The organism is Effusibacillus lacus, assembly GCF_002335525.1.
Classification (GTDB): domain Bacteria; phylum Bacillota; class Bacilli; order Tumebacillales; family Effusibacillaceae; genus Effusibacillus; species Effusibacillus lacus.
The window spans coordinates 43019-68148 of sequence record NZ_BDUF01000007.1; the positions used below are offsets into that span (position 1 = coordinate 43019).

Genomic DNA, 25130 nt, shown 5'->3' on the forward strand with positions numbered 1-25130 from the left:
AAGGCAATCTCCTGCGGGATACTCTGGATTTTACAAGCTCTTTAGGCTCCTTCTTGAACGTCTTCCGTTTCGTGATACACGTTAAGAATGGCCAGTTGGATCTTTTGGCGCGCTTCGGAAGAAATCGGATGCGCGATGTCCCGGAACTCTCCGTCCGGAGTTCGCTTGCTCGGCATGGCAACGAATAAGCCGTTGTTCCCGTCAATGATGCGAATATCATGAATCACAAATTCATGATCAAGCGTAATGGAAGCGATCGCTTTCATTCTTCCTTCGGTGTTGACTTTTCTCAGACGTACATCGGTAATTTGCACCCTTTTGGCAACCCCTTTCTGGATGTAATGTCCCCCTGTACACGTAAATTTCGATATTTCTGTCTATACTCCTTCCTTGAAAATCAATTTTTGAAGAATATTTTTTCCGACATAAATCGATTTTAAATGACAAAGAGTGCAACCCAAAATCAGGATTGCACTCTATATAATAATATTTGCCCGTCGAGTCAGCTTAGGAACGAATGGCCACCAAATCAATTTCGACACCCACGTCACGGGGAAGTCGCGCAACCTGTACAGTAGAGCGGGCAGGTGGTTTCTCCTTGAAATACTCCGCATAGATTTCATTGATCTTGGCAAAATCGTTCATGTCAGCAATGAACACGGTAGCTTTGACAACATCCGCAAAAGTGAAGCCGGCTTCCTTCAATACCGCATCCAGGTTTTTAAAAACTTGCCTGGTTTGCGCCTGAATGTCACCCGTCACCAATTCGCCCTCTGGCGTGAGAGGAATCTGACCGGAAGTAAACAGCATGTTGCCTGCCAGAACCGCTTGTGAATAGGGTCCGATTGCCGCAGGCGCTTGCGTGGTGGATACAATCTGCTTATTCATTTCTATCTCTCCTTATCAGACAGTTTAAAGTTGCCCTTACTCACTTGGATTTCCCTGGATATTTCATCCACATGGGCCAGAGTAGTCAAACTGACGTAATCCTCCAACATTTTGTCTTCAGGTTCGGACGTGGACATAAAGACTCCAATACCCGCGACGGCAGTTTTAAACTCTTTCATCATGTCAATTAACGCCTTGGCCGTTCCACCGGCTTTCATGAAGTCATCGATAATCAGTACTCTTGAATGTTCGGGAAGCGAGCGGCGTGAGAGCGACATGGTCTGAATTCGCCGGGATCCTGACACGTAATTGATGGACACAGCCGAACCTTCCGTTACACGGTGGTCTCTTCTGACGACCACGGTGGGGAGATGCAAATATCTGGCGGTTGAAACAGCCAAAGGGATTCCCTTTGTTTCCACAGTCAAAACATAATCCGCTTCCATTTCAGAAAATATGTGGGCAAAAATCCTGCCGGCCCGGTCCAATACATCCGGCTGGCCGAGAATATCCGAAATGTAAAGGTATCCTCCCGGCAAAATCCGCTCGGGATCCGCCAATATCCGGCACATTTCCTGCACGAAATCCTGAACTTGCCAGGCAGGAATTCTCGGAATATATCTGACTCCCCCCGCAGCTCCTGCATGCGTCTCCAGAATGCCAGTGCCTTCCTTGGACAACACGTCCCGGATAATTGACAAGTCTTCAGACAGGGATGATTTGGCCGAACTCAATTGATCCGCCATCTCGGTTAATGAAAGCAAACGATAAGGCTGCTCCAACAAAGTCTGTGTCAATCGCACAATTCGTTCGCTCCTGCGCAATCCCCTCACCTCCCAAACACGAACATTTTACTCAAGATAATACCATTATTTTCGTAAAATAAACAAGTCACCCAGACAGCAAATTCTCGGCAAGGAGGAGATCCTCTGGCCTGTCAATATCGTTGGCCAACTCTGGGTAAGGAGAGATGACGGCACGTGCGTTGATTTGGAACAATTCCGCAACCCGGTCTTCCACTTTTCGAATGGTCAGCATCCCTGTCAGCTTGGAAAATGCCATGCGAAGGACGAAACTGAATCCCAATTCTGCCGACAATGCCAGGGGGCTCTTGCGGAGGTCAAGAATCTTTTCCACTCGGCCCAACAAGGGGATTAACTTGGAAGGTTTGACAAGAAACAGGTTTCCTCCGGTAAAGGATCCTTCCTTCAGCTTGACATAGGTCCGCCGAATCTCCGGGAACCTTCGTTCTTGGTCTTCCTTCCCCACAATCGGATAATAGAAGTCAGCTTCACAATTGCACCTGTCCAAAAAGTCTCTCACCGCATCAGCAGTCAGAAACGGTACGTCACAGGTGGCAATCAATATGTATTCATCCGGGTTCTCCGGTTGCTGCAGTGCCTCCCTCAAATTGTCCAAGAGACTTTTTTGGTTATTGATCACGACGATATGTTCAATTTCCGAAACACCCTGGAGTGCTTCTATGACATATTCGACCATCTGTTTGCCATGAATGCGGGCAAAAGCTTTTCCTTGCGGCGTGAACTCCGTTTTTTCACCGCCTGCGAGAATGTAAGCCAACATGGAAATCACTCCCTAACCTCCATTTTGCCCTATTCCGGTTACAGAAATCTCGTCAGGTAGACTTCTTTTGAAAAACCCCGCAATGCATTGTATATCCGTTGCGCTCTGCTTTCCCGATCGGTTATCCCAAATACTGTCGGGCCGGATCCAGACATCAACGCTCCCATTGCACCGAATTTCACTATTTGGGACTTTAATCTTTCCACTTCCGGGTGCATTTTAAAGGTAACTTGTTCCAGCACATTTCCAAGTCCGGATACAATCCGCTCCGGATTGCCCGAAGCCAATGCTTGTATCATTCCCAGGGTGTCCGGATGGGAGTCGATTTCATCCACTTTCAGGTTTCCATACACATCTGCCGTTGATACGGTGATGGGTGGTTTAACAAGTACCACCCACAACGGGGGTGCCGCCGGCAGGCGTTCAATAATTTCCCCCCTTCCTCTGGCAATGGCGGTTCCGCCGTAAATGCAGAAAGGAACGTCAGAACCCAACTCTGCGCCCAGTTCCGCCAACTCTTCCAGAGTCAAACCCAGGTTCCATAAACGATTCAATCCGCGAAGCGCCGCAGCCCCGTCGCTGGATCCCCCGGCAAGGCCAGCCGCCACCGGAATCTGTTTATCGATGGTGATGTGAATACCCTTTCTGATACCATAGCGTTCTCTCAGCAATGCAGCAGCTTTATAAGCCAGATTTCTGTTGTCCAGCGGGATATAGGGAACCCCGCACGACAAGACAATCTGGTTGTCATCCCTTTCTTCCAGCAACAGTTGATCAGACAGGTCCACTGTCTGCATAACCATTTCGACCTCATGATAACCGTCAGCCCGCTTGAACAATACATCAAGCGTCAGATTGATTTTTGCCTTAGCCTTTTCACGTATCACGACTCCACCGCCTGCACAACACTTCTGTCATGACTACATTCTAAACAAAGAACCACCCTCTCACAAGGAAGGGTGGTTTCAGGTTACATCTTGGCCAGGCTTAATCGGGGCAGAATCCCTTCAACGGTCCAGACGGATACTGCACCGTACAAAGCCAGAACTTTCATCACCGGTTCAAGTTTTTCATAGAAAATCACAATGATCTCACCCGGTTGCATTTCCCTAACAGCCTGGGAGAGCGCCTCACATTCGTCCAAGATGATTTTGCATTCCCGATTTGGAACTTCATCCCGAATCGCCTTGTACATGATGTTGGCTACTTCACCTCTCAGGCGTCCCCGCAAGTCCTTGTCTTCTTTTACAATTAACCTGCCAAATCCCTTTGCCGCAACTCTTGCCGCCAGTTCCACAACACTGTTATCCCTGTCTCCCGGCACCCCCACGATGCCGGTTACTCTTCTGCCTTCCCAAAGAGACGCCATTTTGCTTACAGCAGCGAAGGAGTCGGGATTGTGCCCGTAATCCACCATTACATATCCGTTGGCAACCTGAAACAAATTGGTTCTGCCAGGATTGTGCCAGTCGCTTCTGAAAGTTGAAATCGCGGATGCAATCCGTTCTCTTGTCATTCCGTACCCTCTGCAAGCCGCTATTGCGGCCAGTGCGTTAGCGATGTGAAACTCGGCCGTTCCCCCCATTGTGATGGGTATATCGCAAGTGTGTACGATTTTGTTTTCCGTTTGCCCTTTGGCTTCCACAATCCAGTCATTTTTCAAAAAGAATGCGGTTCCGTTGGCAGCAAGATACCGCTTTATCAACGGATGGTCAGGCTGCAATGAAAAATAGACAACGTTTTTCTTTACCTTTCGCAGGCGAGGGATTGTCATCAGACCGGCCAGCCGTTCATCGTCAGCGTTCAGTACCAGGGTTCCGCCTTCTCTTACTCGCTCTGCCACCAATGACTTTATATGCAGGATGTCTTCCAATTGTTCAATTCCGTCCTGACCTATGTGATCAGGCTGGATATTGGTAATCACTCCAACATCCGACCAATCGTATCCGAGGCCCGACCGGACAATGCCACCCCTTGCGGTTTCCAGGACTGCCGCTTCCACCAAAGTATCGGACAATACAGCCTTGGCAGAGATGGGACCGGTAGTATCCCCTTTCATAATGCACCGCCCATTGATAAAAATTCCATCTGTGGTGGTCATCCCTATGGTTTTTCCGGTTGCGGCAAGTATGTGCCCAATCATCCGGGTTGTAGTTGTTTTGCCGTTGGTTCCCGTTACCGAAATAATTGGAATTCGAGAAGGGGAACCGGCAGGGTACATCATTTCAACTATGGCTTCCGCCACATTCCGCGACTGTCCCTCGCTGGGATAATGATGCATCCGGATACCCGGGGCCGCATTGACTTCAATTACGCCTCCTCTGCCCCATTCCAAAGGCTCCGCAATATCCGGAAGAACAAGGTCTACTCCGCAAATGTCAAGACCCACAGTTCTGGCTGCCCGCTCACAGAGCATCGCAACATCCGGATGGATTTTGTCTGTCACATCCCTGGCTATTCCGCCCGTGGACAGATTGGCGCTTTCACGCAAGTAAACAACTTCACCCGAATCGGGTATGTCGTTCAAGTTTCGGCCTCTTTTTCGCAAATACGCAATAAGGATTGGATCTATAACAATTCTGGTTAAAGGTTTTTCGTGGTCATCCCCGCGCAGCGGGTCCAGATTGGTCAGCTCAATCAGTTCCGCTACCGTATGTTTGCCATCTCCCACAACATGTGCGGGAATACGTTCGCTGACTGCCGTCACATGTCCGTTGATCACCAGAACCCGGTAGTTTTTCCCGAGAAGAAATTCTTCAACCATAACATCGCTGGAATATTCGACCGCAATCTGAAACGCATACCGAACTTCGGACGGAGTGGTCAAATTCAGGGAAACCCCTTTTCCTTGACATCCGTTGAGAGGCTTAACCACAACGGGTTTCCCGACATTCACCAAGAAGTCAATTGCTTCTTGGGGCTTTCGAACAATCCTGCCGCGGGGAACAGGAATGCATGCCTGTTCCAAAAGGTTTTTCGTCAGGCTCTTGTCTCCTGCAATGTCAACCCCTATGGCACAAGTATGGTCCGAGATAGTAGCCTGAACGTATTTTCTGTGCTTGCCATATCCCAGTTGGATTAAACTTCCATAGTTTAAACGGCTCCAGGGAATGCCCCGCCGCTCCGCAGCATCCACAATGGCACGCGTGCTTGGACCAAGTTCTGTCTTGGCGGCGATTTGTTTGGCCTCCAAGATTCGTTCCTCAAGGGGGAACGGTTTGCCCGACACCAGGGAGTCAACGAGTTCTACGGCCGTTTGCAGCAGATAACGGGTAGTTTGTTCGGCCCGATATTCGACAACCACATCATAAAGGCCCGGCCCGTCCGCATAAAGCGTTTTGCCGAAAAACGCAGGGACACCTGCCATCTCCGTCAATTCCAAAGCCACATGTTCAACAATGTGACCAAAGTAGGTCCCACCGTATAGACGTTCGATAAACCCTCCGGGTCTCCCTTTGGCGCAATGATGTGTACGAAGACCGGGGAGCAAAGCCAGCAGCCGGTCAATAAATCCGGGTATCTCGTAACTTTCTGTTTCGGTCAAATCGTCAAGGAACAATTTCATGACCAGAACCGGTTTATGATTATAGATATTCGGACCGGACAAAGTCCGAATCTCGCCAATTCTCAATTTTGTCAGCTCCTTGTTCTATCCGCTTGGTTGCCGGTTTCAATCACCGGCGTTCGCTCCCGCAGATGAAAACGATACCCTGCCGGCAGCACATGTATCACTATGCCGCACATGGCAAGGTTATCGTTATTGTGCAATCCGGGTGCATTGGAATAAGTCATGGCCCCGGCATCCAATACCGTCACGGCGCCGTCCCCGATCACCTCAAAAACATGGTCTTTTAAAAGTAAGGCGGTATTCTCATCGATGCCAATGCCGAGATGGTGGGGATATTTTGCCACCGCCGACAACAAACGTCCGATTCGTCCCCTCTGAGCAAAATGCTGGTCGATTACCACCCCGGGGATGAATTCCATGCCTGCCCCCATCTCAACGGCACCAAGTCGGGGGTTTGTTTCCGGCTCTCCTTCGATGATCATGATGTTGGACATCATGGAAGCACCGGCACTTGTACCGCCTAACACCATGCCCTCTTCATGCCGTTTGTGCAAGATCGCATCAATTTTTGTCCCCCCAAGGAGGTTGGTTATTCGTACCTGGTCTCCGCCGGTAAAGAAAACACCGGTTGCTTTTTCTATTGCCTTTACCGCGCTTTCCGCATTGGCATTCGCACGGTTTGACACATCAAACGTCCTTACATCCTCCACTCCGATCCGGTCAAACACTTCCATGTACTCTGCTCCCACTTCCAAGGGCAATTCCGTTGCAACCGTCATAACGACAATCCGGGCACGAGGACCTCCGGATAATCTTACGAATTCCCGGAGGATTTTGCATTCCCCCTTCTTGTCTTCCGCTCCGCCGATCACTACCAAGTGTCCCGGGCGTTGACTCATTCAGGCTCCCTCCACAAAAGTGTCCAATTTTCAGCTTGACCCAAGAAAATACAGGATATTCACCGTGATATGTAATCAACCGGGCCCAGACATTTCCGGGCCCGTGTACGCCGTTTTAAGGAGTTGATTAGAGATCTTTCCTGGCCAGTGCCTCTTCTGCAATCTCAATCGCACGTTTGACCATGTTTCCCGCGTCTTTGGCCCGGATGTTTTCCCAACCTTCCCGTTGGACGGTGTCATAAAAGCCAAGTTCCTTGGCAATCTCCACCTTTAGTTCTTCCGACATGATACCCCGACGTCGAGCCATTGCCACCGCCTCCTTTGTTTGGCGTACAAGATGTAGTATGGAATTTAGGCAAAATAAAAATGCCTCCGACCTTCGGAAGCATTTCCTCATTTCCCTATTTCATTACCCCTCAACGTAAGTAACCCGGATATGTTGGTCATCCCGGCAAACTGTCAATTCAACCGTTTCCGTCAAGATATCCGCATAACTGTAGGATACTCGTTTAAAAGAGTTACCAGTGTTTTCAAGCTTCACTACGAACACGGAGGGATAGGTCTCTTCCAGAACGCCCATCCGTTCAATGGTCTTTCTGCGACCGCCGTTAGCTCGAAGCATAATTTTCTCCCCGATGTACCCATCGAGATTCCGTTTAATCTCGTTGAGCGGGTTTTTCGTTGCCATCCACACCACCTCTTTCCACTGACAAGTATACCATCTGAAAAGAGGCTGTGTCAAATTAAGCAAAATATTATAGCAACGCTCATAAGAACCTGTCAATGGGGCTTTTGTTGCTGATTTGAAATTTATCCCGGTAATTTGTGAACAAAATTCTAATTTTGGAAATTTTCCACTATTTACGTCTTGTCTGGTTATCCCGGCGACTTTGGCAATCCCAGCCGGTATTTTCCCCTGGATTCCAATCCTCCAAGCCCGTCCGTGCCTGTAATGGTGGACTGAACAACGTCGTAAATGTTGATCGTCTGATTAATTGGCGTATAGGCAATCTTCTCCGCAACCAGCACCGGATCCAGGGCATGAATGAGAATTCTCTTTGGCGAAGATGCAAAATTGGCCCCCGCCTCCAGAAGCGCCTCGTAATGGGATTGGCAAGCGCCTGCAAAGATTATCAGTTCATCCAAGCTTCTTTCGTATTTTCGTGCAACTTTTACCGCACGGATAAAGTTCTCGGTGTTGCGGTAATTGTAGATCTGGCTGGTGTCATGCCCTTTTCGTATCAGCCCGTCGTGCCCTGTTATAACAAGGATGTCCGGATGGTACAGGTCAAGAAAATGGGCCAACACATCGGCCATGCGGGATTCGCTGACATGATACCCGTATGCTTGCAGCCCCAACTCTTCATAAAACAGCATGCATTTGTTGAGATAGCTTCCGTCTCCATCCAGGTGTACAATTCGGCCCGGGCGTTCATAGAATTCTTTGCTATCTTGAAGCTTTACGCCGGAGCGCAGCATTTGCTTTTCCTTATCCACCAGACGGCGCATTCTGATCAGCCGCAAGCTGTCTGCTTCCTGCCTTGAATGCTGCAACATATAGGATTGCCATTCCTCGTCCGTTACCCTGACAAGATCTTCGAACGGCGCGTCTGCCAGAAGACGTATTTCCATCCCTTTCAGAACTGCCACTCGGGTAGTGGAATCGACATCGATCACAATGAAAAATACGTCTTTGTTATATGATTTGCGGGCGACCCGATCTCCGACTTTCCACATACGCTCCCCTCCGATAGGTCAACTAGGATATCGTATGAGGTGCAGGGTATGCACGTGCGCCCAATAGAGCCATGGCAGTTATACCAGCATATCGTGCAAAACCCGTAAGATGTCGTTAAAAATCAAATCCAGTTTGGCAGAGTTGCTGCGAAAACCGGCAAAGGAGGAGTATCCCCACGTCTTTCCTTTCTTCATTGAAGGTGCGTTGCGAAATACATCTACTGCCTGAATCCCGCAGTTTTCCTGCAATTGGTTACGGAGGTACATGCGTACCTCCACTTCCTCGCCCTTGCGATAGCCCACAATACTGGCATCTGCGCCCAGATCAAAAAGCGCTCTGGCTGCATAGGTTGGAATGTTGACATCGATTTCAGCAATCAGTATCTGGTATCCCGAGAAGGATGCTTTCCTTGCCGTGAGGGCAGAATTGACAATCGCATCCCGGGCGTTACGGTCCTCCACGACATACAGGTTCTGAACGTCTTCATAATCCAATCCGCCGATTTGCAATAGCTCTCCAAAGGTTCGAAAAGCCTCAGCATCCCCTTTATGGAAATGGATCGTATCCGTCAGGATGCCGGCGCACATGGCTAGAGCCATTTGCCTGTCTATATTGGCATTTATTTCCTTGAGAACCCGGTAAACCAGCTGACTTGTTGATGAAACCTCATCATGGAGAGCCGCATCGGCCCTTTGGAGCAAATGGTTATTGGGATGATGGTCGATCACGTAAAACCGCTGCGGCATAGAATTGCACAACTGAGCGGCATGGGCTGTATCTACCACCACAATGTTTGCGTAATCACATACGTTAGGTTCGTATAGGACCGCCATGCCCAATTTTTCAATCAGACGTTTGGCATGACTGGCAATTTCCTGCGGAACCCCGATGTCCCCTCCGATGAAGCGGGCCAACGCGTAAGCGGCACCAATCGCGTCACTGTCCGCTTGGTCATGGCAAAGAATCAGATTGTTGCCCCCCTGAATCAGCGCCATTGCTTCCACAAACGACTTCATTTGACACCATCCCACATGAAAACCGGCCTTCACCGGTTCATTTATCAGAACTTAAAGATTGTACCATTTCTTAATCCACGTATGCTACTTATTTCTATCACTATATGGAAGGTCCCTCCAATAAGTGAAGAAGGCAGTCATATACACATCCAGTCTGTCCAAATATCGGACGAAGGTGTCAGTACATGATTCAACCTGCCCAGCAGATTACGCAGCCTACCAGTAGTATGTCCCCTTATTGAAACTGGATGTCACAAATGATTCTCTTGTATCTGCCTCCTTGCATCCAAAGCTGGTGAACTATATAGTGAAAATGGTACATGCAAATGGAGGAATTGGCATATGAGCGATCAATTTCGTTTTCTGTTGGTTAGGCTGCTTCCAAAGAAAGCCATCTCGAGGCTGGCGGGCCATTTTGCCAAAAGTCCCGTGTCACGGTTCTTGATCCCCTTTTATGCCCGTTTCTTTCAAGTGGATTTGGAAGAGGCGGAAAAGCCGATCGGCGAGTACCAAAGCCTGACCGAATTCTTCACCAGACGCTTAAGGGCTGGAGCTCGGCCGGTTGCTGCAGGCGAGGATATACTTACGGCCCCGGTTGACGGAGTGGTTTCCCAGTTTGGTCTGATTCAAGAGGGCACACTCCTGCAGGCAAAAGGGGTTACCTACTCTTTGGAGCAGCTGTTGGGCGATGCCCGGAAGGCCGAATCATACGAAGGCGGCATGTATCTGACCATTTACTTGTCTCCTCGTGACTATCACCGGATTCATACATGCTTGAAAGGAACTGTGTCCGGATATTCCTACATCCCTGGTTCTTTATATCCTGTAAATCCACTGGGGGTACGTAACGTTCCCGGCCTGTTTGCCAGGAACGAAAGGCTGACAACCTATCTGACCTCTCCCTTCGGAGAGTATGCCATCGTGAAGGTCGGAGCGACAATCGTCGGGTCTGTGCAAGTAGTGTATGACAAGAAACTCTCCACCAATGTCCGAAACGGGCAACCCGCCCATGAAACGGTGAACGGACCCCTTTTGGAAAAAGGGGATGAACTTGGACTGTTCCGTTTCGGTTCCACGGTGGTGTGTCTGTTCCAACCGGGGATGGCCAAATTGGATCCTCTGCAGGAAGGGCAGTTTGTCCGGATGGGGGAGCGTATCGGCGAAGTTCCCGTAAAATAAGAAAAGCATCCCCTCAAAAATCGAGGGGATGCGCTCTTAGTTCGGGCGTACATCCGTAATTCTGTACTCAATCCCGTGAATTCCTTTGTAATATTCGGGGTACATTTCCCCTCCACACTGTTCACAGGAAAAGCGCGGAGCTACCGATTCGTCTCCTAAATCCATCGCATCAAAGTCTCGTACGACCGTCAAAGGGATCTCTTCATTCGTATCGCAATCCAAGCAGATGTAGTTGACCACCTTGTTCTTTCTTTCCCTGGTGCTTGCTTTCCTTTTCTTTTTTCCTTTCTTGCCGTGTTTGGAAACCGGACACATCCTGAATCATTTCCTCCAATCTCTTTCTCGCCGTCTCGCATACAGCATACTTCACCTTTAATCTTCCGTCTTGAAGACACACTTCTCCCTTATACTCGAAATACTCTTGTTTACATTTTGGGCATGCCAACGGATCGGCTCCCCAACTCAGGAACATTTTCTCACGCCACCGGACCGTTACGCGCTTCTCCTTCGCCATCTTCTTCAACCACTTTTTCGTCCGTTCCCACCACGCCTCGATCCGTTCCATCCACATTTTTTTCGAACGCCGCGAATAGATGCCATAATGCCGTATGGACTTGAAATGCTCATCTGGAATATGACGAATGATTCGTGTAATGAATTCTTCTACTGTAAGGGTTTCAAACTTTTCTTCTCCATCGGTTTTATCCACATAGCTAAAGGTCACGGTCTTTCCATCATACTTCACAATCCGCTTCAACGAAATTGCTGGTCTACGCATGTATCGTCCAATATATTGCAACTGCTTTTGCACATTCCCCTTCCTTTTGGGCGCATGCACATAAAACCCATCTGGATTTTCCCGGTAGGCCTCATCTAGTAACTTTCGGTATTTCTTTCTCTCTCTTTGGTTCAGATGCCCCCGAATTAAGCTTAGAACGGCCGCCTGCCACCTTTTCCGCAGCATCTCAAAGGGGATAAATTCAATCCGCTTGAATTCTCCATCTGCTTTCATGCCACCTTCGGTCACCAGCATGTGAACATGAGGATTAAAATTCATGCGAGATCCAAATGTGTGCAGTCCCATCACAATCCCAATTGTCACCTTGTAACGATCCAAAAACCAATCTTGCAGAAGTTTGGCTGCTTCATCCATTAATGCTTTGAGCATCTCTCTTTTTAGACAAAACAAGGGCCACAACCGCTCATCCATGGTGAATACAACATGGCGGTGGGGAACCGTAAGCAATTCCTGTTCCATCACCTTGCTCCACTCCTCGGTTTCTCCGTTGGAGCAAGTCGTACAAAATCGTCCCTTACACCGGTACGGCACGAACTTCATATGTCCGCACCCTTCACAGGCGAACAGTTTGAACCCTCCGTGCATGGTTCCGCAAATACGAAACTTTTCCACTTCCTTGATTACTTGTGGACGAATTCGTTTCCCATGTTTGGCAACAAACTGTTCCCAATGTCGATGTTCGTCAAAGAATATTCGTTTCAACTCGTTCGTCTCCACTTGAATATCCATACTCTTTACTTCAACAAAGAAGGGGAAATCCCTTGAATCACAAGAGACTTCCCCTCGGGAAAATTTATAATTTCTTACTCTTTAAAGAAAGCTTCCTTCAAAGCGCCTTCAGGATGAAGGGGCGTTGTTGAAGAAAGCTTTCTTGATTCTATTATCCCAAGGATCTTGTATATCGATCAGCCACTTTGGATGCGACAAACGCGTTTGGTTTTACTTTTGCGGTATAACCGGAAGCCGTTACCCAACCGACGATCTCCTTGATTAAGGATTTGGTGGCTCCCTTCTCCCCGATGTCCAGATGAATCTCCAGGTGTTCTCCGCATATCTCCGGGATCTTCTCGGACAATTCCTGACACAGCAACAGTGAATAAGAAGCCTCCGTAAACATGCGCTGTTTCAATGACCGAATCTCCCTGGAAGGTTTGCGGTGAATGTAATAACGGGCACCCTTTCCGATACGGTGCACAATGATTGCGGTTACAAACATTGTGATTCCCCGGTCATACCGATTCTGTGAATCAGAACCGATTATCACCTTGTATGCGTCATCAGGTCCTGTCCCCACAAACTCACAAATGTCTTTTACTACTTCCTCCAGCGTCAACGTTCCCTTCGTCGGATTGAGGAACTTCACGCAACCACCGCCCTTTTCTACATCATATTCGTTCCAAACGGTCAAGATGTGGGCTTAACGAGAACTTAACACACTCATGCGGGGACCTGATGCGCATGCCTGTTTACTTAATATATTCAATTCGACAGTTGCCCGATCTTCTCCTCTCTCTGCTATTTTAAGATTTTGCAAAAAAGCGCAGACCCATTCGATAAATAAAGCCCTATCGAAGCATATTCAGGAAGTTAGGGCGCAAACAAACGGCAGATGAACCACCTACAGGAACCGGGCGATACCATCTGCCAAACGGGCAAACTCTTCAATTGACAATGTTTCCGCTCTCCGATTGGGGTCAACTCCAGACCCCTCAAGCAGTTGAAGGACCATTGCTTTTCCTCCTGGCAAGTGCAGATTATACTGCAGATTATTTAAGAGGGTCTTGCGCCGTTGAGCAAACCCCGCACGTACCAGTTTGAAAAAAATCTTCTCATCCTGAACCGCAACAGCAGCCTGTTCCCGAATCTTCAGCTTAATAACGATGGATTCCACATTCGGCTGGGGCATGAAAGCAGTCTTTGGCACTCGGCACACGATCTGCGGTTCCGTAAAATACTGAACGGCAATCGACAAAGCACCGTAGTCCTTGCCTCCAGGCGAGGCTGCCATGCGTTCGGCCACTTCCCTTTGCACCATCACTACAACGGAATTCAGCGGCAGACGTTCTTCCAACAGTTTCATAACGATCGGAGTCGTTACATAATATGGCAAATTCGCTACAACGCTTACTTTCCGGCCGGCAAACCGGTCCGCAAACAGTCGGTGCAAATCGGTTTCCAGCACGTCTGCATGATGTACCCATACATTTGGGCACTCACGCAGTGTTTCTGCCAGTATGGGAATCAGCCGGTCGTCTTTTTCCACAGCAACCACTACGCCTGCATGCTCGGCCAACGCTTGAGTAAGTGTGCCAATGCCCGGCCCGATTTCCAGTGCACCATCCTCTTTGGACAGGTCGGCCGCTTCCACAATCTTGCCAAGGATATTCGCATCAATCAAGAAATTCTGACCCAGCTGTTTCTTAAAGTGAAAGCTGAATCTGTCTATGACCTCACGAGTCACAGACGGATTGACGAGCCGTTTCATCCGTATGCCACCTTTGTTAAGAATCCAACAATCTCCAAGCGGCTTCCCATTCCGCTCTTGTCACGCCAAGCATATTAATCCGCTTCCAGAAGGTTTTGGCATTGCATCGCCCAATTCCCAGAATCTTTCCGAGTTGTTCCCTCTTTTCCGCAGAATCAGCCAGCCCCGTCAGTCCATACTCTTGCATTTCCCGCCAACTGAACTCCTCTTCCGCGCCTTCCCATTCGGTTCGAACCGATTCCAAAGCCCTGCGGATGCTTTCAGGGGATGCGTTCTCAATCCCTACATCCCCGTTGGCCGTCGCTTCCTCCCTAGGCAGGAACGCATGCTTGCAGCCCGGAACCCTTTGTGCTACCTGTTTGCGAATCCGCTCACCCGGATAGTCCGGATCGGTAAACAGGATGACACCCCTTTCCTTTTGTGCCCGTTCCACCTGTTTGAGCAGCGTATCCGACACCGCAGATCCGCCTGTAATCAGGCAATCTGCCTCCACGGCCCGGTCGATGGCAATCTTGTCATGCAGCCCTTCCACAACGATAATTTCTTTAATTTTAATTTTCATGGGAATCACAATGAGACAAAAGGATTGCGCACGTTAAAAATCCGCTCGGCGTTCTCCGTCGTGATTCGGCTGATTTCATCGAACTCCATGCCCCTGAGTTCCGCAATTTTTTCAGCCACATGCCGAACATATAGGGGCTGGTTCGGCTTACCCCGATACGGTTCCGGAGTCAGGTACGGAGAATCGGTTTCCACCAACAAAAAGTCAAGCGGAACTTTAGAGGCCACTTCCTGCGGGCGCTTGGCGTTTTTGTAAGTGACCGGACCGCCAAAGGAAATCATAAAGTTCATATCCATGCATTCCTTTGCCATTTCCCAGGAACCGGAGAAGCAGTGCATGATGCCTCCCACTTCCCTGGCTCCTTCTTCCTTCAGAATCTGAACAATGTCCCCATGGGCTTCCCTGTCATGAATCACGATCGGCATCTTCACTTCTCTGGCAAGACGAATTTGCCGTCGAAACACTTCAAATTGAACTTCTTTCGGGGTGGTGTCCCAATGGTAATCGAGGCCTATTTCTCCAATGGCCACAACGTGCGGAAGCTGCGCCCATTCACGCAGCTTCTCATACATATCTTCCGTTGCATGATTGGCATCATTCGGGTGAATTCCAACAGCCGCATAGACACCCTGCCAATCTTCGGCAAGCTCCACAGCCTTTAGGGAAGAAGGGATATCAAAGCCCGGAACCAAAATTTGCACAACATTGTGATCCCGTGCCGAATGAATCATTTCCACAATATCATTATCGTCAAACTTGTCACTGTTTAGATGGCAATGCGAGTCGAACAGCAAAACAAAACACCTACTCTCGTAATTCAATTGGTTTTATTTTACCTTGGCACCGTTTGGAATATCGGCCGAAACGGTTGCCAGCACCAGTTGGTCGCCTTCAGATGCGGCAAGGATCATGCCGTGGGATTCGACACCGCGCAGCTTTACCGGTTTCAGATTGGACACCAGGATTACCTTTTGGCCGATCAATTCTTCAGGGGTGTAATACTTTGCAATCCCGGACACCACCTGACGCTGCTCATTGCCTGCATCCAACTGAAGTTTCAGCAGTTTGTCCGCTTTTTCAATCTTTTCGGCGGCTGTCACCTGAGCGACTCGCAAGTCCACTTTCATGAAATCATCAATTGTGATCAAGGCAGATTCTTCATCCGCCACTTTGGCTTCCACCTGGTTCCCGGGATCGGCATTCGTGGCGCCGGTCAATTGCGGTGCAGCCTGCGGGCCCGGACCTTTGTTGTTGGCACCTGTGGTAGAGTCGATATATTCCACTTCCGCCTTAAGATCCAATCGGGGGAAAATCACGTCCCCTTTCACCACGTGTCCTCCGGCCGGGAGAAGGCCAAACCGGCGAGTGCTTTCCCAGGAGGTGATTTCTCCTTCTGTTATACCCAACTGACTCCACATGACTGCCGGAGTCCGGGTCATAAACGGTTGGATCAGAATGGAGATGATCCTTAAAGTTTCCGCAAGATGATACAAGACTGTTCCAAGACGGTCCCGCTGTGCATCATCTTTGGCAAGATTCCATGGAGCCGTTTCGTCAACGTATTTGTTTGTTCTGGAGATCAACTGCCAGATCGCCGTCAATGCAACAGAGAACTCCATTTTCTCCATCGCTTCTTCCACTTTGTCAACAGTGGATACAGCCAGTTGACGCAAATCCTGATCCAGTTCACCGAGGTTGCCGGAAGCCGGGATCACTCCATCGAAATATCTTTCGATCATTGCGACAGTCCGACTCAACAGGTTCCCCAGATCGTTTGCCAAGTCAGAGTTGATCCGCTGGATCAAAGCTTCCGGAGTAAACACCCCGTCAGAGCCAAAAGGCACTTCCCGAAGCAGGAAATAACGGATGGCATCCAATCCGTAGCGGTTGATCAGCATTTTCGGATCGATCACGTTCCCCTTGGATTTGGACATTTTTCCGTCTTTCATCAACAGCCAACCATGGCCAAACACCTTTTTCGGCAAGGGAAGTCCCAAGGCCATCAGCATAATGGGCCAGTATATAGTGTGGAAGCGAATGATTTCCTTGCCAACCAAGTGAACATCAGCCGGCCAGTACCTTTCAAATTTGGCCCTTTCCTGAGGCTCATCAGACAGATACCCGATAGCGGTAATGTAATTGGTAAGCGCATCAATCCAAACGTAAATCACATGTTCCGGGTCATTCGGGACTTTGATGCCCCAGTCAAAAGTGGTTCTGGATACGCAAAGATCTTCCAGCCCCGGCTTGATGAAGTTGTTGATCATTTCATTCTTGCGGGATTCGGGCTGGATAAAGTCCGGATTCTCTTCATAATGTTTCAGCAAACGGTCCACATACTTGCCCATCCGGAAGAAGTAGCTCTTCTCCCGAACCAGTTCCAGGTCCCTGCCGCAGTCGGGGCACTTGCCGTCCGGGGCCTGCCGTTCCGTCCAGAAAGCTTCGTCAGGCGTACAGTACAACCCTTCATACTCCGCCAGATAAATATCGTCCTGATCCAGAAAACGTTGAAAAATCTTCTGAACTACTGCCTTGTGCCGCGCTTCCGTGGTACGAATGAAATCATCGTAAGAGATGTCCAGTTCCTTCCAAAGGTCTTTGATCCACGCAATAATTTCATCAACAAACTGCTGTGGATCTTTCTTTGCCTGGGCAGCACGCCGCTCAATCTTCTGTCCATGCTCATCGGTGCCCGTCAGAAAGAACACATCATAACCCCGCAGCCTTTTGTAACGGGCCATTGCATCTGCGGAAACTGTGGAATAGGCATGGCCGATGTGCAAAATGTCATTGGGATAGTAAATGGGAGTTGTAATATAAAAAGTTGGTCTTGACACGGAAATTCCCCCTAACAAAAAATCCCTCAAACGAGAGACAAAAAATACAAGTTTTTCCTTGGTATGTATAGAGGATATTGTACCCTACATTTCGTATAATAACAACATTAGCGCTTTTTCTATTTTCATTAATGATGAATTAAAGTTTTTTACACATGACAAAAGTGTATTGAATTTTTCTATTGACTAATTTGGGAATAGTTGGTACCATTGCCTTATCAAAGGAGATGTCGATATTTGTAGAATTTTTTCGGGGGAGAGGAAGTCAAATGAAATCAACAGGAATTGTGCGCAAGGTCGATGAGTTGGGCCGCGTTGTAATCCCGATTGAACTGCGCAGAACGCTGGGAATCAGTGAAAAAGACGCTTTGGAAATCTATGTCGACTCGGACAGAATCATTCTGAGAAAATACGAACCGGCATGCATCTTCTGCGGACAAGCTGATGAAATCATTCATTTCAAGGGCAAAAACATCTGCCCGAACTGCATTGCCGAAATGAACAGCTAAAAGAGAAAGACAAACCATTGAACCGACAATGCCGGGTCAATGGTTTTCTTTTTCGTCCGCTTCCAGAACGGCGCCATAGACCTCCCTTTTTGGCAGGTTCCGCTCTTTTGCAACCTGCTTGATTGCTTCCTTCTTGTCTATCCCTCGCTTCATCAGTTCATGAACATGTTCTATTACCGTTAAAGGTTCCCACCATGCAGCCGATTCTTCCACTGTTGCAAGTGGATCTGCACCTTCCACAACCAACACGTACTCTCCTTTGGAAGATTCGGTTTCCAGCATTTCGAGCAGCTCCTTCAGGGTTCCCCTTGCAAATTCCTCAAATCGTTTGGTCAACTCTCTGGCTGTTGTGACCCTGCGGTTGCCCAGTACTTCCAACAGATCCTTAACCGTATCCTTCAAACGGTGGGGAGCCTCATAGAAGAGTAATGTCTCTGGTCTGCTCCTCCATCGCTCCAGCATTTTCCTTCGTTCTTTTCGCTCCCGCGGCAGAAAACCGACAAACGAGAATTGATCGGTCGGCATGCCGGAAGCGACAAGAGCGGTGATAGCCGCACAAGCACCGGGAATCGGCACCACCCTGTGTCCCTTTGCCACGGCAGCCCGGACAAGATCCTCCCCCGGATCTGATATGCCTGGTGTCCCGGCATCGGAGACCAGCGACACTGAGTGCCCACTATCCAACAAGCCGATAATCTCTTCTTCCATCCTGTTTTTGTTGTGCTCATGGTAGGATGTCAAACGGGGTCCCTCAATTTGAAAATGGGTCAACAGTTTGCGCGTTTGCCTTGTATCTTCCGCAGCAATGACAGCCGATTGCCGCAATGTTTCAACTGCGCGAAACGTCATGTCCTGAAGGTTCCCAATCGGGGTGGCCACCAGATACAGAGTTCCTTTGTCATCACTTGTCTGATAACTGTACTTCTTCTCCATCAATTTGCGCTCCCGCCGTAGATTGTTTCCAACTCCTCCGTCCACTGTCCATTCTCGTCATAAACGATCAGAGGTGGGTCAATCTTGAGATCCGGTTTTCCGTTCTTGATTGATTCCACCAATACGATACTGGGCCGCTGATGAACTCGCGGGTGAACCAGTCTCATCCGTTTCGGCTCCAATTTGACACATTTCAATTCACACAACAATTCCGCCAAACGGTCCGGACGATGCACAAAGGCAGCTTTTCCTCCCGACTTGGTCATGATACCCGCCGCTTTCACAGCATCGCGTAACGTGCAAGTGACCTCATGACGGGCTATCCGAACATGTTCATTCTTCACGGGGTCCCCTTGACCTATTGGACGGTAAGGGGGGTTGCATGTCACAAGGTCAAATTTTTCACGGCCGAAAATCGCAGTCACTTCCCTCATATCTCCCTGGACAATCTCAATCAGATGATTCAGCCCGTTCCCCTGTACGCTGCGGGCAGCCATATCGGCCAATCGTTCCTGCAGCTCCAAGCCCACGATTCGTTTGAGCGGATGGCGGGTACGGGTAGTAAGCAGGATGGGGATCACCCCGTTTCCCGTCCCCAGATCCAGAACACGCTCATTGGGGCGAACGGTAGCATAATGAGCCAGCAATACGGCATCCATCGAGAACGAGAACACCTCCTCACTCTGGATCAGATGGTACCCATTTGTCATCAAGTCATCCAATCGTTCGCCCGGCTTAAGCTGAAAGTCCATCGGATTCCCTCCGCATCAGGTGATTTTCCCACCATAGCACCAATCCGAAAGCCAGTGCCCCCAACACCCGGATTGTACCCGCAACAAAGAATGCTATGTTCATGGAGGTCGCCTTATAGATGGCAACCCCGACCATCGGTGCAAAGATACCGGAAATCCCCACCGATGCCGGAAAAAACGGGATTAATGCAATCAGCAAAATAAACATCCTTGCCGACAGCAGCGTGACTGCGGTAATGGTCTTCTTTTTAACCAGTTTATCCATAAAAATAGCGCCCGGAATCAGCGCAAGAATGCCTGTCACCGCCGGAAGTGACGACAGCCAGGCAACTTGTTGGTCGGACGCGTGTAAGACTTTAATCGCAAAGATCGGTATGAACGGATTATACAAATTCAGGGAGAGAAACTCAAAGATCCCCTGGATATTCCCATACTTGATGTTATGCCTAAGATGCTTATATGCCGCATCCAATTTTTCACACCTCTTTGTAAAGGAAAGACAAACAAAACATGCAGCCTCCTTGGGTCCGCAGGGAACCATATTGGGCATTGCATACATGAAACCCTTCGTGGTAAAGGCGTGCCAACGCATCGAAGCCTTCGCCCATCTGCACCGAACCCTCCCCCTGTTTGGAAGATTTTCGGTTCATCCGGTTTCGGAGGTTTTCGTTCTCAATCTGAAGCTTCGAGTTTTCTTCCAGAAGTTCGATGATTTTTTTCTTCAGGCTTCCCAGTTCCCCATAGAGTTCTCCAATCCGCTCCTCTAAATGAGCCACCTGGGCAAACACCGCTTGTTTGTCCATGGCTTTCTCCCACCCTTTACCCGGTTACTTGCTCATAGGAATCGTTTTCAAACTTCAGGCAGCACATCAATCTTCCGCACAGCCCCGAGATTTTGGACGGATTCAGCGACAAGTTCTGGTCTTTGGCCATCCGGATGGAAACCGGATCGAAATCCCCCAGCCAGGATGAACAGCACAAAATGCGACCGCAAGGCCCGATTCCACCGAGCAGCTTTGCTTCGTCCCTTACACCAATCTGGCGCAACTCAATCCGGGTGCGAAAAACAGCCGCCAAATCCTTGACCAGTTCACGGAAGTCCACTCTTCCATCCGCAGTAAAATAAAAAATCACCTTGTTCCGGTCAAAGGTATACTCTACATCCACCAACTTCATTTCCAACTGATGCTCGCGGATTTTCTCAAGGCAGACCACTCGTGCTTCAGCCGCTTGCGATCTGTTCAGTTCCACCTGCTCCGCGTCTTTCAGATCCGCAATTCGGATCACTTTCTTGAGCGGCAGGATAATGTCGTTCTCCGTCACTTCTTTCTTGCCGATTACAACTTGCCCGTACTCAACGCCACGGGCAGTCTCCACGATCACACTGTCATTCGTCTTGACCGGAAGCGGCCCTGGGTCAAAGTAATAGATCTTGCCCGCTTTCTTGAAGCGGACCCCGATCACTGTATATGTCATAGGTTTTATTCCCCCTGCAGTTGCAGTACCATGTGTTCCAGTGCCAACTGCTGGTTTGCATGGGATAGTAAACGTCTCTTGGCCGACAAGACAATCTCCACCATTTGGACCAAGTCTCCTAAACTATGGGTTGCCGCTTGGGACTGAATGCGAGAGATTTGATTCTCGTAAACAATCCGGTTCGTCAGACCGAGTTTGGCGTTTACCAGATCCCGATACCACCACGCCAGACAATCCAGAAAAGAATCCACGTCCTCTTGGGTCCAGCCCGGTTTGCTGATTTTGTCCTGTATGGTCAAGAGTGGATTGCCTCTATCAGCACTGATTTCTTCGCTTAATTGTACCACCAGATTCACAATTTCGGCAAATTTCTCATACTCGGAAAATTTTCTAGCCGAACCAATGCTTTCCTTTACGTAGGCTAACAGTCTGGCTTTAGCGGAGGAATTTCCCTCTGACTGCAGGGCATTCTGAATGGCACTAGCCGGGAGGCGGTGAAATGGAATGATCTGGCAGCGGGAAACAACGGTGGGCAACAGGCCTTCCTTGCGATTGGCAATCAGAATGGCCACTACCGGGGTAGGAGGTTCCTCCAGGAATTTCAGGAGCGCATTGGCCGCTTCCGTCGTCATTTGTTCCGCCCTGGTCACGATATATACCTTGCGGTTGGCTTCCATCGCCTTGAGAGCAAAAGTTTTCTGCACCTCACGGATCTGCTGGATCTTGATTGTTTGCCCTTCCGGTTCCAGCCAGACAATGTCCGGGTGATTCCCCGAATCCACGCGTCGGCAGCTGGCACAATTCCCACAAGGCTTGACTGCATTTTCACTCTCGCAAAGAATTCCTTTGGCAAAATGAATGGCCGTCTCCTTCATTCCGAAGTCCTCGGGTCCCAGGAACAAATAGGCATGCGCCAGTCTTCCCGCTGACAACATATTTTGCAGCATCTTGGCGGCTGACCCTTCCACCGGCCATTTTTCACTCATACCATCACCTGTTTCAGGAATAGAGATTGACCAACAATCCACGGATATCCCCGATTTTCTTGAGGATTTCCAATTGGTTCTTTTCTTCTTTCAGGACTTCCTCCGCCAGTTGCGCCATCAACTCATCCAACTCCGAAACGATCTTGTAGAGTTTCATGCGGCCGCGGCGGTTCACTCCTTGTTGTTCCTTCAATCCGAATCCGCCCTTAACGATTTCTTCCAGGAATTTGCGGATCCGTTCCTTGTAGTTCATCAATGAACGCCATGTCAGCTGCTTGGACAGTTCCTTCCCCATTTGATCGATGGACTGCAGGAGCCTGTCCAGTTCCGCTTTCTGCATGCGTGTGCCGGTCAGCTTCAGAATATCTTGAAAGGCAGGGCGATTGACGTCCCCTGCCTGTTTGTCTTCCCGCAATCCCAATTGTTCTATAAAAGTGCTGGATCTTCGGTCAATCTTCAATGCGGATCCCCCTTAGTAGTGGGCGTATTTTTCCACATCAAGCACAAACACCGTGGCGCCTCCCACCTGTACCGACACCGGAAACGGAACGTAAGAGTCGATTTGGTTGCCCATCGGCGACATGGGGTTTACCAGCTGTTCACGGGCCCGGCAACTCTGCCGAATCAGATCGAGCACCTCATCCACTCGTTCTTTTTCAATACCAATCATGAAAGTGGAGTTTCCGGATTTCAGGAATCCGCCCGTACTTGCCAGTTTGGTTGCACGGATGCCTGCCTTGACGAGGCGGTCTGACAATTTGACGCTGTCCTTGTCCTGGACCACTGCAATAATAAGACGCAAGGCATTTCCCTCCTTATGGATTCAGAAGTTTATCCATCTCGTGCCGAACCCGGTCTGCAATTTCCTGAATGGACTTGGTTCCGTCAAGTATTACGAAGCGATTCGGTTCCTTTGCGGCCAGCGCGAGAAAGGTTTCGCGAACACGTTTGTGATAAGACACTTCTCTTCCCTCAATCCTGTCGAGCCCTCTCTTTTCTTCAATCCGGGACAGTCCCTGTTCCGTGTCAATGTCGATCAGAAAGGTCCGATGGGGCCAGAGTCCCTCTGTAGCCTCTTCGTTCCAACGCCGAATCATTTCCGGGGACAGTCCCAATCCGACTGCCTGATAGGCAATGCTTGCATCAATATAGCGATCACAGAGCACCACTTTTTCCTCAAGCAGTGCCGGTCGGATAACCTCTTCCACATGCTGGGCGCGGGATGCCGCATATAGCAAAGCTTCCGTCTTCGGTGCCATGGACTTATTATCCGGATCCAGCAACAATGCCCGGATTTTGTCAGCCAGCGGCGTCCCGCCAGGTTCACGGGTCGTAATGTATTCTATGCCCAAAGAACCCAGGTGGTCAGCAAGCAATTGAAGTTGTGTCGACTTTCCTGCACCGTCCGGCCCTTCAAATGTGATAAACAGTCCTGACATTGGCACTCTCCTGTTCAATCACCCGGACGTACTCCAGAGTGGGATCGTCTGTACCTTGAAACCGGGTTCCGATGGTTTTCATTTCCTGCAAATACTCGATCAGTTCTTTGGTATACCGCTCACCCGGCAAAATTAACGGAATGCCGGGCGGATATGGAATTACGGGTTCCGCAGCAACCTGTCCCGCTGCTTCTTCCAGTTTGACACGTTGACAAAATCCTTGCAAGGCATCTTTTGGAAGCATGGCTTGCTCCAATCGAAAAAAATGTTCTGCCGGTCCGGAGACGGTCTTGGACAGTTTTTGGCGCCAGTCACTCTTGATATACTCCTTCAGAGACCGAAGTCCCTGCAACAGCCGGTTCACCTGTTTATCCGTATCGGCAAAAGAGAAAACAGCCAATACATGCCCCTCATCCGCCATTTCACAATAGATCCCCAGATTCTCCCGAAGGATCTGATCAGCTTCCAAGCCGCTGATCCCTAACCCTTTCACTTGAATCCACCACTTGAACGGATCGATTAACGAAACGTCCCCGCTGCCTTCATAGAGCCGCAAGCCTTGAATTTGACCGCATTCGCGCCGTCCCTGTGCAATTGTCTGCAACGCTTGTCCCAGCAACTTTCGCCCTTGCGTTTGCATCTGGAATCTGGCGGCGTCCAAGGAAAGCAGCATGAGATAGGAAGGGCTTGAAGTTTGCACCATTCCCAGCATGGTGCGCAGCCGTTCCCTGTCATAACGCCCCCGGTTGCCATGCAGCATCGCAGTGCCGGTTAAGGATCCTAGCATTTTGTGAGTGCTTTGCACGACCAGATCGGCACCACATTGAATGGATGAAGGGGGCAACTCTTCATGAAAGGAAAAATGGGCTCCGTGCGCCTCATCCACCAGCAGCGGCTTGCCATGATGGTGAACCACTGCGGCAATCTCCCGAATATCCGAACAAACACCCTGATAGGTGGGACTCGCGATTAAGACAGCCTGTGCGTCAGGGTTTTCCTGCAGTGCCAGCTCTACTTGTTCCGAATGAATTACTGTGGGGATCCCAAATTCTTCATCAACGTCGGGAGTCAAATAAACAGGACGGGCTCCCGCCAGCATTACGGCATTGTGAACCGATTTGTGGGCATTGCGCGGAATCACCACCTTGTCTCCGGGTCGGCAGACGGTGAGGATCATCGCAAGATTGCCGGCAGTCGACCCTCCAACCAGAAAATAGGTTTCGTCACACCGAAAAGCATGAGCTGCCAATTGCTGGGCTTCTTCAATAGCTCCGGAGGGCTGATGCAAATCATCAAGTCCGGGAAGTTCGGTGAGGTCCAGGCGCAACCCCGCTCCCAACCAAACGGCGGCCTCCGCCGGGAACCCCCGACCCATCTTGTGACCCGGTACGTGCAAAGGCAAGGGATTTTTTTTCAGGTGATCCTGCAGAGCTTCCAATACCGGGATTTGCTTGTCCACAAACAACGCCTCCGTTTGTAC

Annotated in this window: 28 protein-coding genes and 1 pseudogene; 2 read left to right on the top strand and 27 right to left on the bottom strand. The window is 49.6% G+C overall.

Annotated features, from left to right (window positions below; translation table 11 throughout):
• Positions 1-41 precede the first annotated feature (41 nt).
• The 11 genes from spoVG to EFBL_RS01520 form a co-directional block, all read right to left on the bottom strand.
• Complete coding sequence (gene spoVG / locus EFBL_RS01470) at positions 42-314, bottom strand: septation regulator SpoVG (protein WP_096180370.1); 273 nt, start codon at positions 312-314, stop codon at positions 42-44.
• Between the two features lie 193 nt (positions 315-507).
• Positions 508-888, bottom strand: coding sequence for a RidA family protein (locus tag EFBL_RS01475; protein ID WP_096180371.1), 381 nt, complete (start codon positions 886-888; stop codon positions 508-510).
• Between the two features lie 2 nt (positions 889-890).
• A complete protein-coding gene (gene purR, locus EFBL_RS01480; protein ID WP_096180372.1) occupies positions 891-1721 on the bottom strand; it encodes a pur operon repressor in 831 nt (276 codons plus the stop codon).
• Between the two features lie 58 nt (positions 1722-1779).
• Positions 1780-2472 carry a nucleotidyltransferase family protein gene (locus tag EFBL_RS01485; protein WP_231705648.1) on the bottom strand — a complete coding sequence of 231 codons (693 nt, stop codon included), beginning with the start codon at positions 2470-2472 and terminating at the stop codon, positions 1780-1782.
• Between the two features lie 38 nt (positions 2473-2510).
• The gene (ispE, locus tag EFBL_RS01490) at positions 2511-3359 is read right to left on the bottom strand and encodes a 4-(cytidine 5'-diphospho)-2-C-methyl-D-erythritol kinase (protein WP_096180374.1); all 849 of its coding nucleotides are present in this window, start codon (positions 3357-3359) and stop codon (positions 2511-2513) included.
• Positions 3360-3442: 83 nt separating this feature from the next.
• Positions 3443-6103, bottom strand: coding sequence for a cyanophycin synthetase (cphA, locus tag EFBL_RS01495; protein ID WP_096180375.1), 2661 nt, complete (start codon positions 6101-6103; stop codon positions 3443-3445).
• 5 nt (positions 6104-6108) lie between these two features.
• On the bottom strand, positions 6109-6939 hold the full coding sequence (locus EFBL_RS01500) for a cyanophycinase (protein WP_096180376.1): 831 nt from the start codon (positions 6937-6939) through the stop codon (positions 6109-6111).
• 127 nt (positions 6940-7066) lie between these two features.
• Positions 7067-7246: a small, acid-soluble spore protein, alpha/beta type gene (locus EFBL_RS01505; RefSeq protein ID WP_096180377.1), complete on the bottom strand. Its 180-nt coding sequence runs from the start codon at positions 7244-7246 to the stop codon at positions 7067-7069.
• Positions 7247-7348: 102 nt separating this feature from the next.
• Entirely contained in the window at positions 7349-7627 is a 279-nt protein-coding gene (gene veg / locus EFBL_RS01510; protein ID WP_096180378.1) for a biofilm formation stimulator Veg, read from the bottom strand.
• A gap of 188 nt (positions 7628-7815) precedes the next feature.
• Complete coding sequence (yabG, locus tag EFBL_RS01515) at positions 7816-8676, bottom strand: sporulation peptidase YabG (RefSeq protein WP_096180379.1); 861 nt, start codon at positions 8674-8676, stop codon at positions 7816-7818.
• Positions 8677-8754: 78 nt separating this feature from the next.
• The gene (locus EFBL_RS01520) at positions 8755-9693 is read right to left on the bottom strand and encodes a DHH family phosphoesterase (RefSeq protein ID WP_096180380.1); all 939 of its coding nucleotides are present in this window, start codon (positions 9691-9693) and stop codon (positions 8755-8757) included.
• A gap of 342 nt (positions 9694-10035) precedes the next feature.
• Here EFBL_RS01520 and asd point away from each other — a divergent pair, with 342 nt between their 5' ends.
• Positions 10036-10872, top strand: coding sequence for an archaetidylserine decarboxylase (gene asd / locus EFBL_RS01525; RefSeq protein ID WP_096180381.1), 837 nt, complete (start codon positions 10036-10038; stop codon positions 10870-10872).
• 202 nt (positions 10873-11074) lie between these two features.
• Here the strand turns inward: asd and EFBL_RS01535 are convergent, their stop codons facing one another.
• The 6 genes from EFBL_RS01535 to metG form a co-directional block, all read right to left on the bottom strand.
• Positions 11075-12388 carry an IS91 family transposase gene (locus EFBL_RS01535; RefSeq protein ID WP_424955040.1) on the bottom strand — a complete coding sequence of 438 codons (1314 nt, stop codon included), beginning with the start codon at positions 12386-12388 and terminating at the stop codon, positions 11075-11077.
• 163 nt (positions 12389-12551) lie between these two features.
• A complete protein-coding gene (locus EFBL_RS01540; RefSeq protein ID WP_096180383.1) occupies positions 12552-13034 on the bottom strand; it encodes a ribonuclease H-like YkuK family protein in 483 nt (160 codons plus the stop codon).
• Positions 13035-13289: 255 nt separating this feature from the next.
• Entirely contained in the window at positions 13290-14156 is an 867-nt protein-coding gene (rsmA, locus tag EFBL_RS01545) for a 16S rRNA (adenine(1518)-N(6)/adenine(1519)-N(6))-dimethyltransferase RsmA (protein ID WP_096180384.1), read from the bottom strand.
• Positions 14157-14172: 16 nt separating this feature from the next.
• Positions 14173-14718, bottom strand: coding sequence for a ribonuclease M5 (gene rnmV / locus EFBL_RS01550; RefSeq protein ID WP_165912571.1), 546 nt, complete (start codon positions 14716-14718; stop codon positions 14173-14175).
• A gap of 5 nt (positions 14719-14723) precedes the next feature.
• Positions 14724-15512 (bottom strand): TatD family hydrolase, encoded by a 789-nt coding sequence (locus EFBL_RS01555; RefSeq protein WP_096180385.1) that lies wholly within the window; start codon positions 15510-15512, stop codon positions 14724-14726.
• Positions 15513-15545: 33 nt separating this feature from the next.
• Positions 15546-17561: a methionine--tRNA ligase gene (gene metG, locus EFBL_RS01560; RefSeq protein ID WP_096180425.1), complete on the bottom strand. Its 2016-nt coding sequence runs from the start codon at positions 17559-17561 to the stop codon at positions 15546-15548.
• Positions 17562-17824: 263 nt separating this feature from the next.
• On the opposite strand from metG, the gene EFBL_RS01565 reads away from it, so the two are divergent.
• Positions 17825-18064: an AbrB/MazE/SpoVT family DNA-binding domain-containing protein gene (locus tag EFBL_RS01565; RefSeq protein WP_096180386.1), complete on the top strand. Its 240-nt coding sequence runs from the start codon at positions 17825-17827 to the stop codon at positions 18062-18064.
• Between the two features lie 36 nt (positions 18065-18100).
• On the opposite strand, the gene rsmI is transcribed toward EFBL_RS01565, so the two are convergent.
• From rsmI to EFBL_RS01615, 10 genes and pseudogenes are all read right to left on the bottom strand, one after another.
• Positions 18101-18997: a 16S rRNA (cytidine(1402)-2'-O)-methyltransferase gene (rsmI, locus tag EFBL_RS01570; protein ID WP_096180387.1), complete on the bottom strand. Its 897-nt coding sequence runs from the start codon at positions 18995-18997 to the stop codon at positions 18101-18103.
• A complete protein-coding gene (locus EFBL_RS01575; protein WP_096180388.1) occupies positions 18997-19749 on the bottom strand; it encodes a tRNA1(Val) (adenine(37)-N6)-methyltransferase in 753 nt (250 codons plus the stop codon). Before EFBL_RS01575 ends, rsmI begins: the two co-directional genes overlap by 1 nt.
• Positions 19733-20221 (bottom strand): MFS transporter, encoded by a 489-nt coding sequence (locus EFBL_RS01580; RefSeq protein ID WP_096180389.1) that lies wholly within the window; start codon positions 20219-20221, stop codon positions 19733-19735. Before EFBL_RS01580 ends, EFBL_RS01575 begins: the two co-directional genes overlap by 17 nt.
• Positions 20222-20225: 4 nt before the next feature.
• The gene (yabA, locus tag EFBL_RS01585) at positions 20226-20552 is read right to left on the bottom strand and encodes a DNA replication initiation control protein YabA (protein WP_096180390.1); all 327 of its coding nucleotides are present in this window, start codon (positions 20550-20552) and stop codon (positions 20226-20228) included.
• 31 nt (positions 20553-20583) lie between these two features.
• A pseudogene (locus EFBL_RS01590) lies at positions 20584-21225 on the bottom strand (PSP1 domain-containing protein); the annotation flags it as partial.
• 5 nt (positions 21226-21230) lie between these two features.
• Positions 21231-22211 (bottom strand): DNA polymerase III subunit delta', encoded by a 981-nt coding sequence (gene holB, locus EFBL_RS01595; RefSeq protein ID WP_096180392.1) that lies wholly within the window; start codon positions 22209-22211, stop codon positions 21231-21233.
• Positions 22212-22224: 13 nt separating this feature from the next.
• On the bottom strand, positions 22225-22671 hold the full coding sequence (locus EFBL_RS01600; protein WP_096180393.1) for a YaaR family protein: 447 nt from the start codon (positions 22669-22671) through the stop codon (positions 22225-22227).
• A gap of 12 nt (positions 22672-22683) precedes the next feature.
• Positions 22684-23013, bottom strand: coding sequence for a cyclic di-AMP receptor DarA (gene darA / locus EFBL_RS01605; RefSeq protein ID WP_096180394.1), 330 nt, complete (start codon positions 23011-23013; stop codon positions 22684-22686).
• A 13-nt stretch (positions 23014-23026) separates the two neighbouring features.
• Positions 23027-23650 carry a dTMP kinase gene (tmk, locus tag EFBL_RS01610; protein ID WP_096180395.1) on the bottom strand — a complete coding sequence of 208 codons (624 nt, stop codon included), beginning with the start codon at positions 23648-23650 and terminating at the stop codon, positions 23027-23029.
• Entirely contained in the window at positions 23625-25109 is a 1485-nt protein-coding gene (locus EFBL_RS01615; protein ID WP_131927711.1) for an aminotransferase class I/II-fold pyridoxal phosphate-dependent enzyme, read from the bottom strand. The genes tmk and EFBL_RS01615 overlap by 26 nt, the downstream gene beginning before the upstream one ends.
• Positions 25110-25130 lie beyond the last annotated feature (21 nt).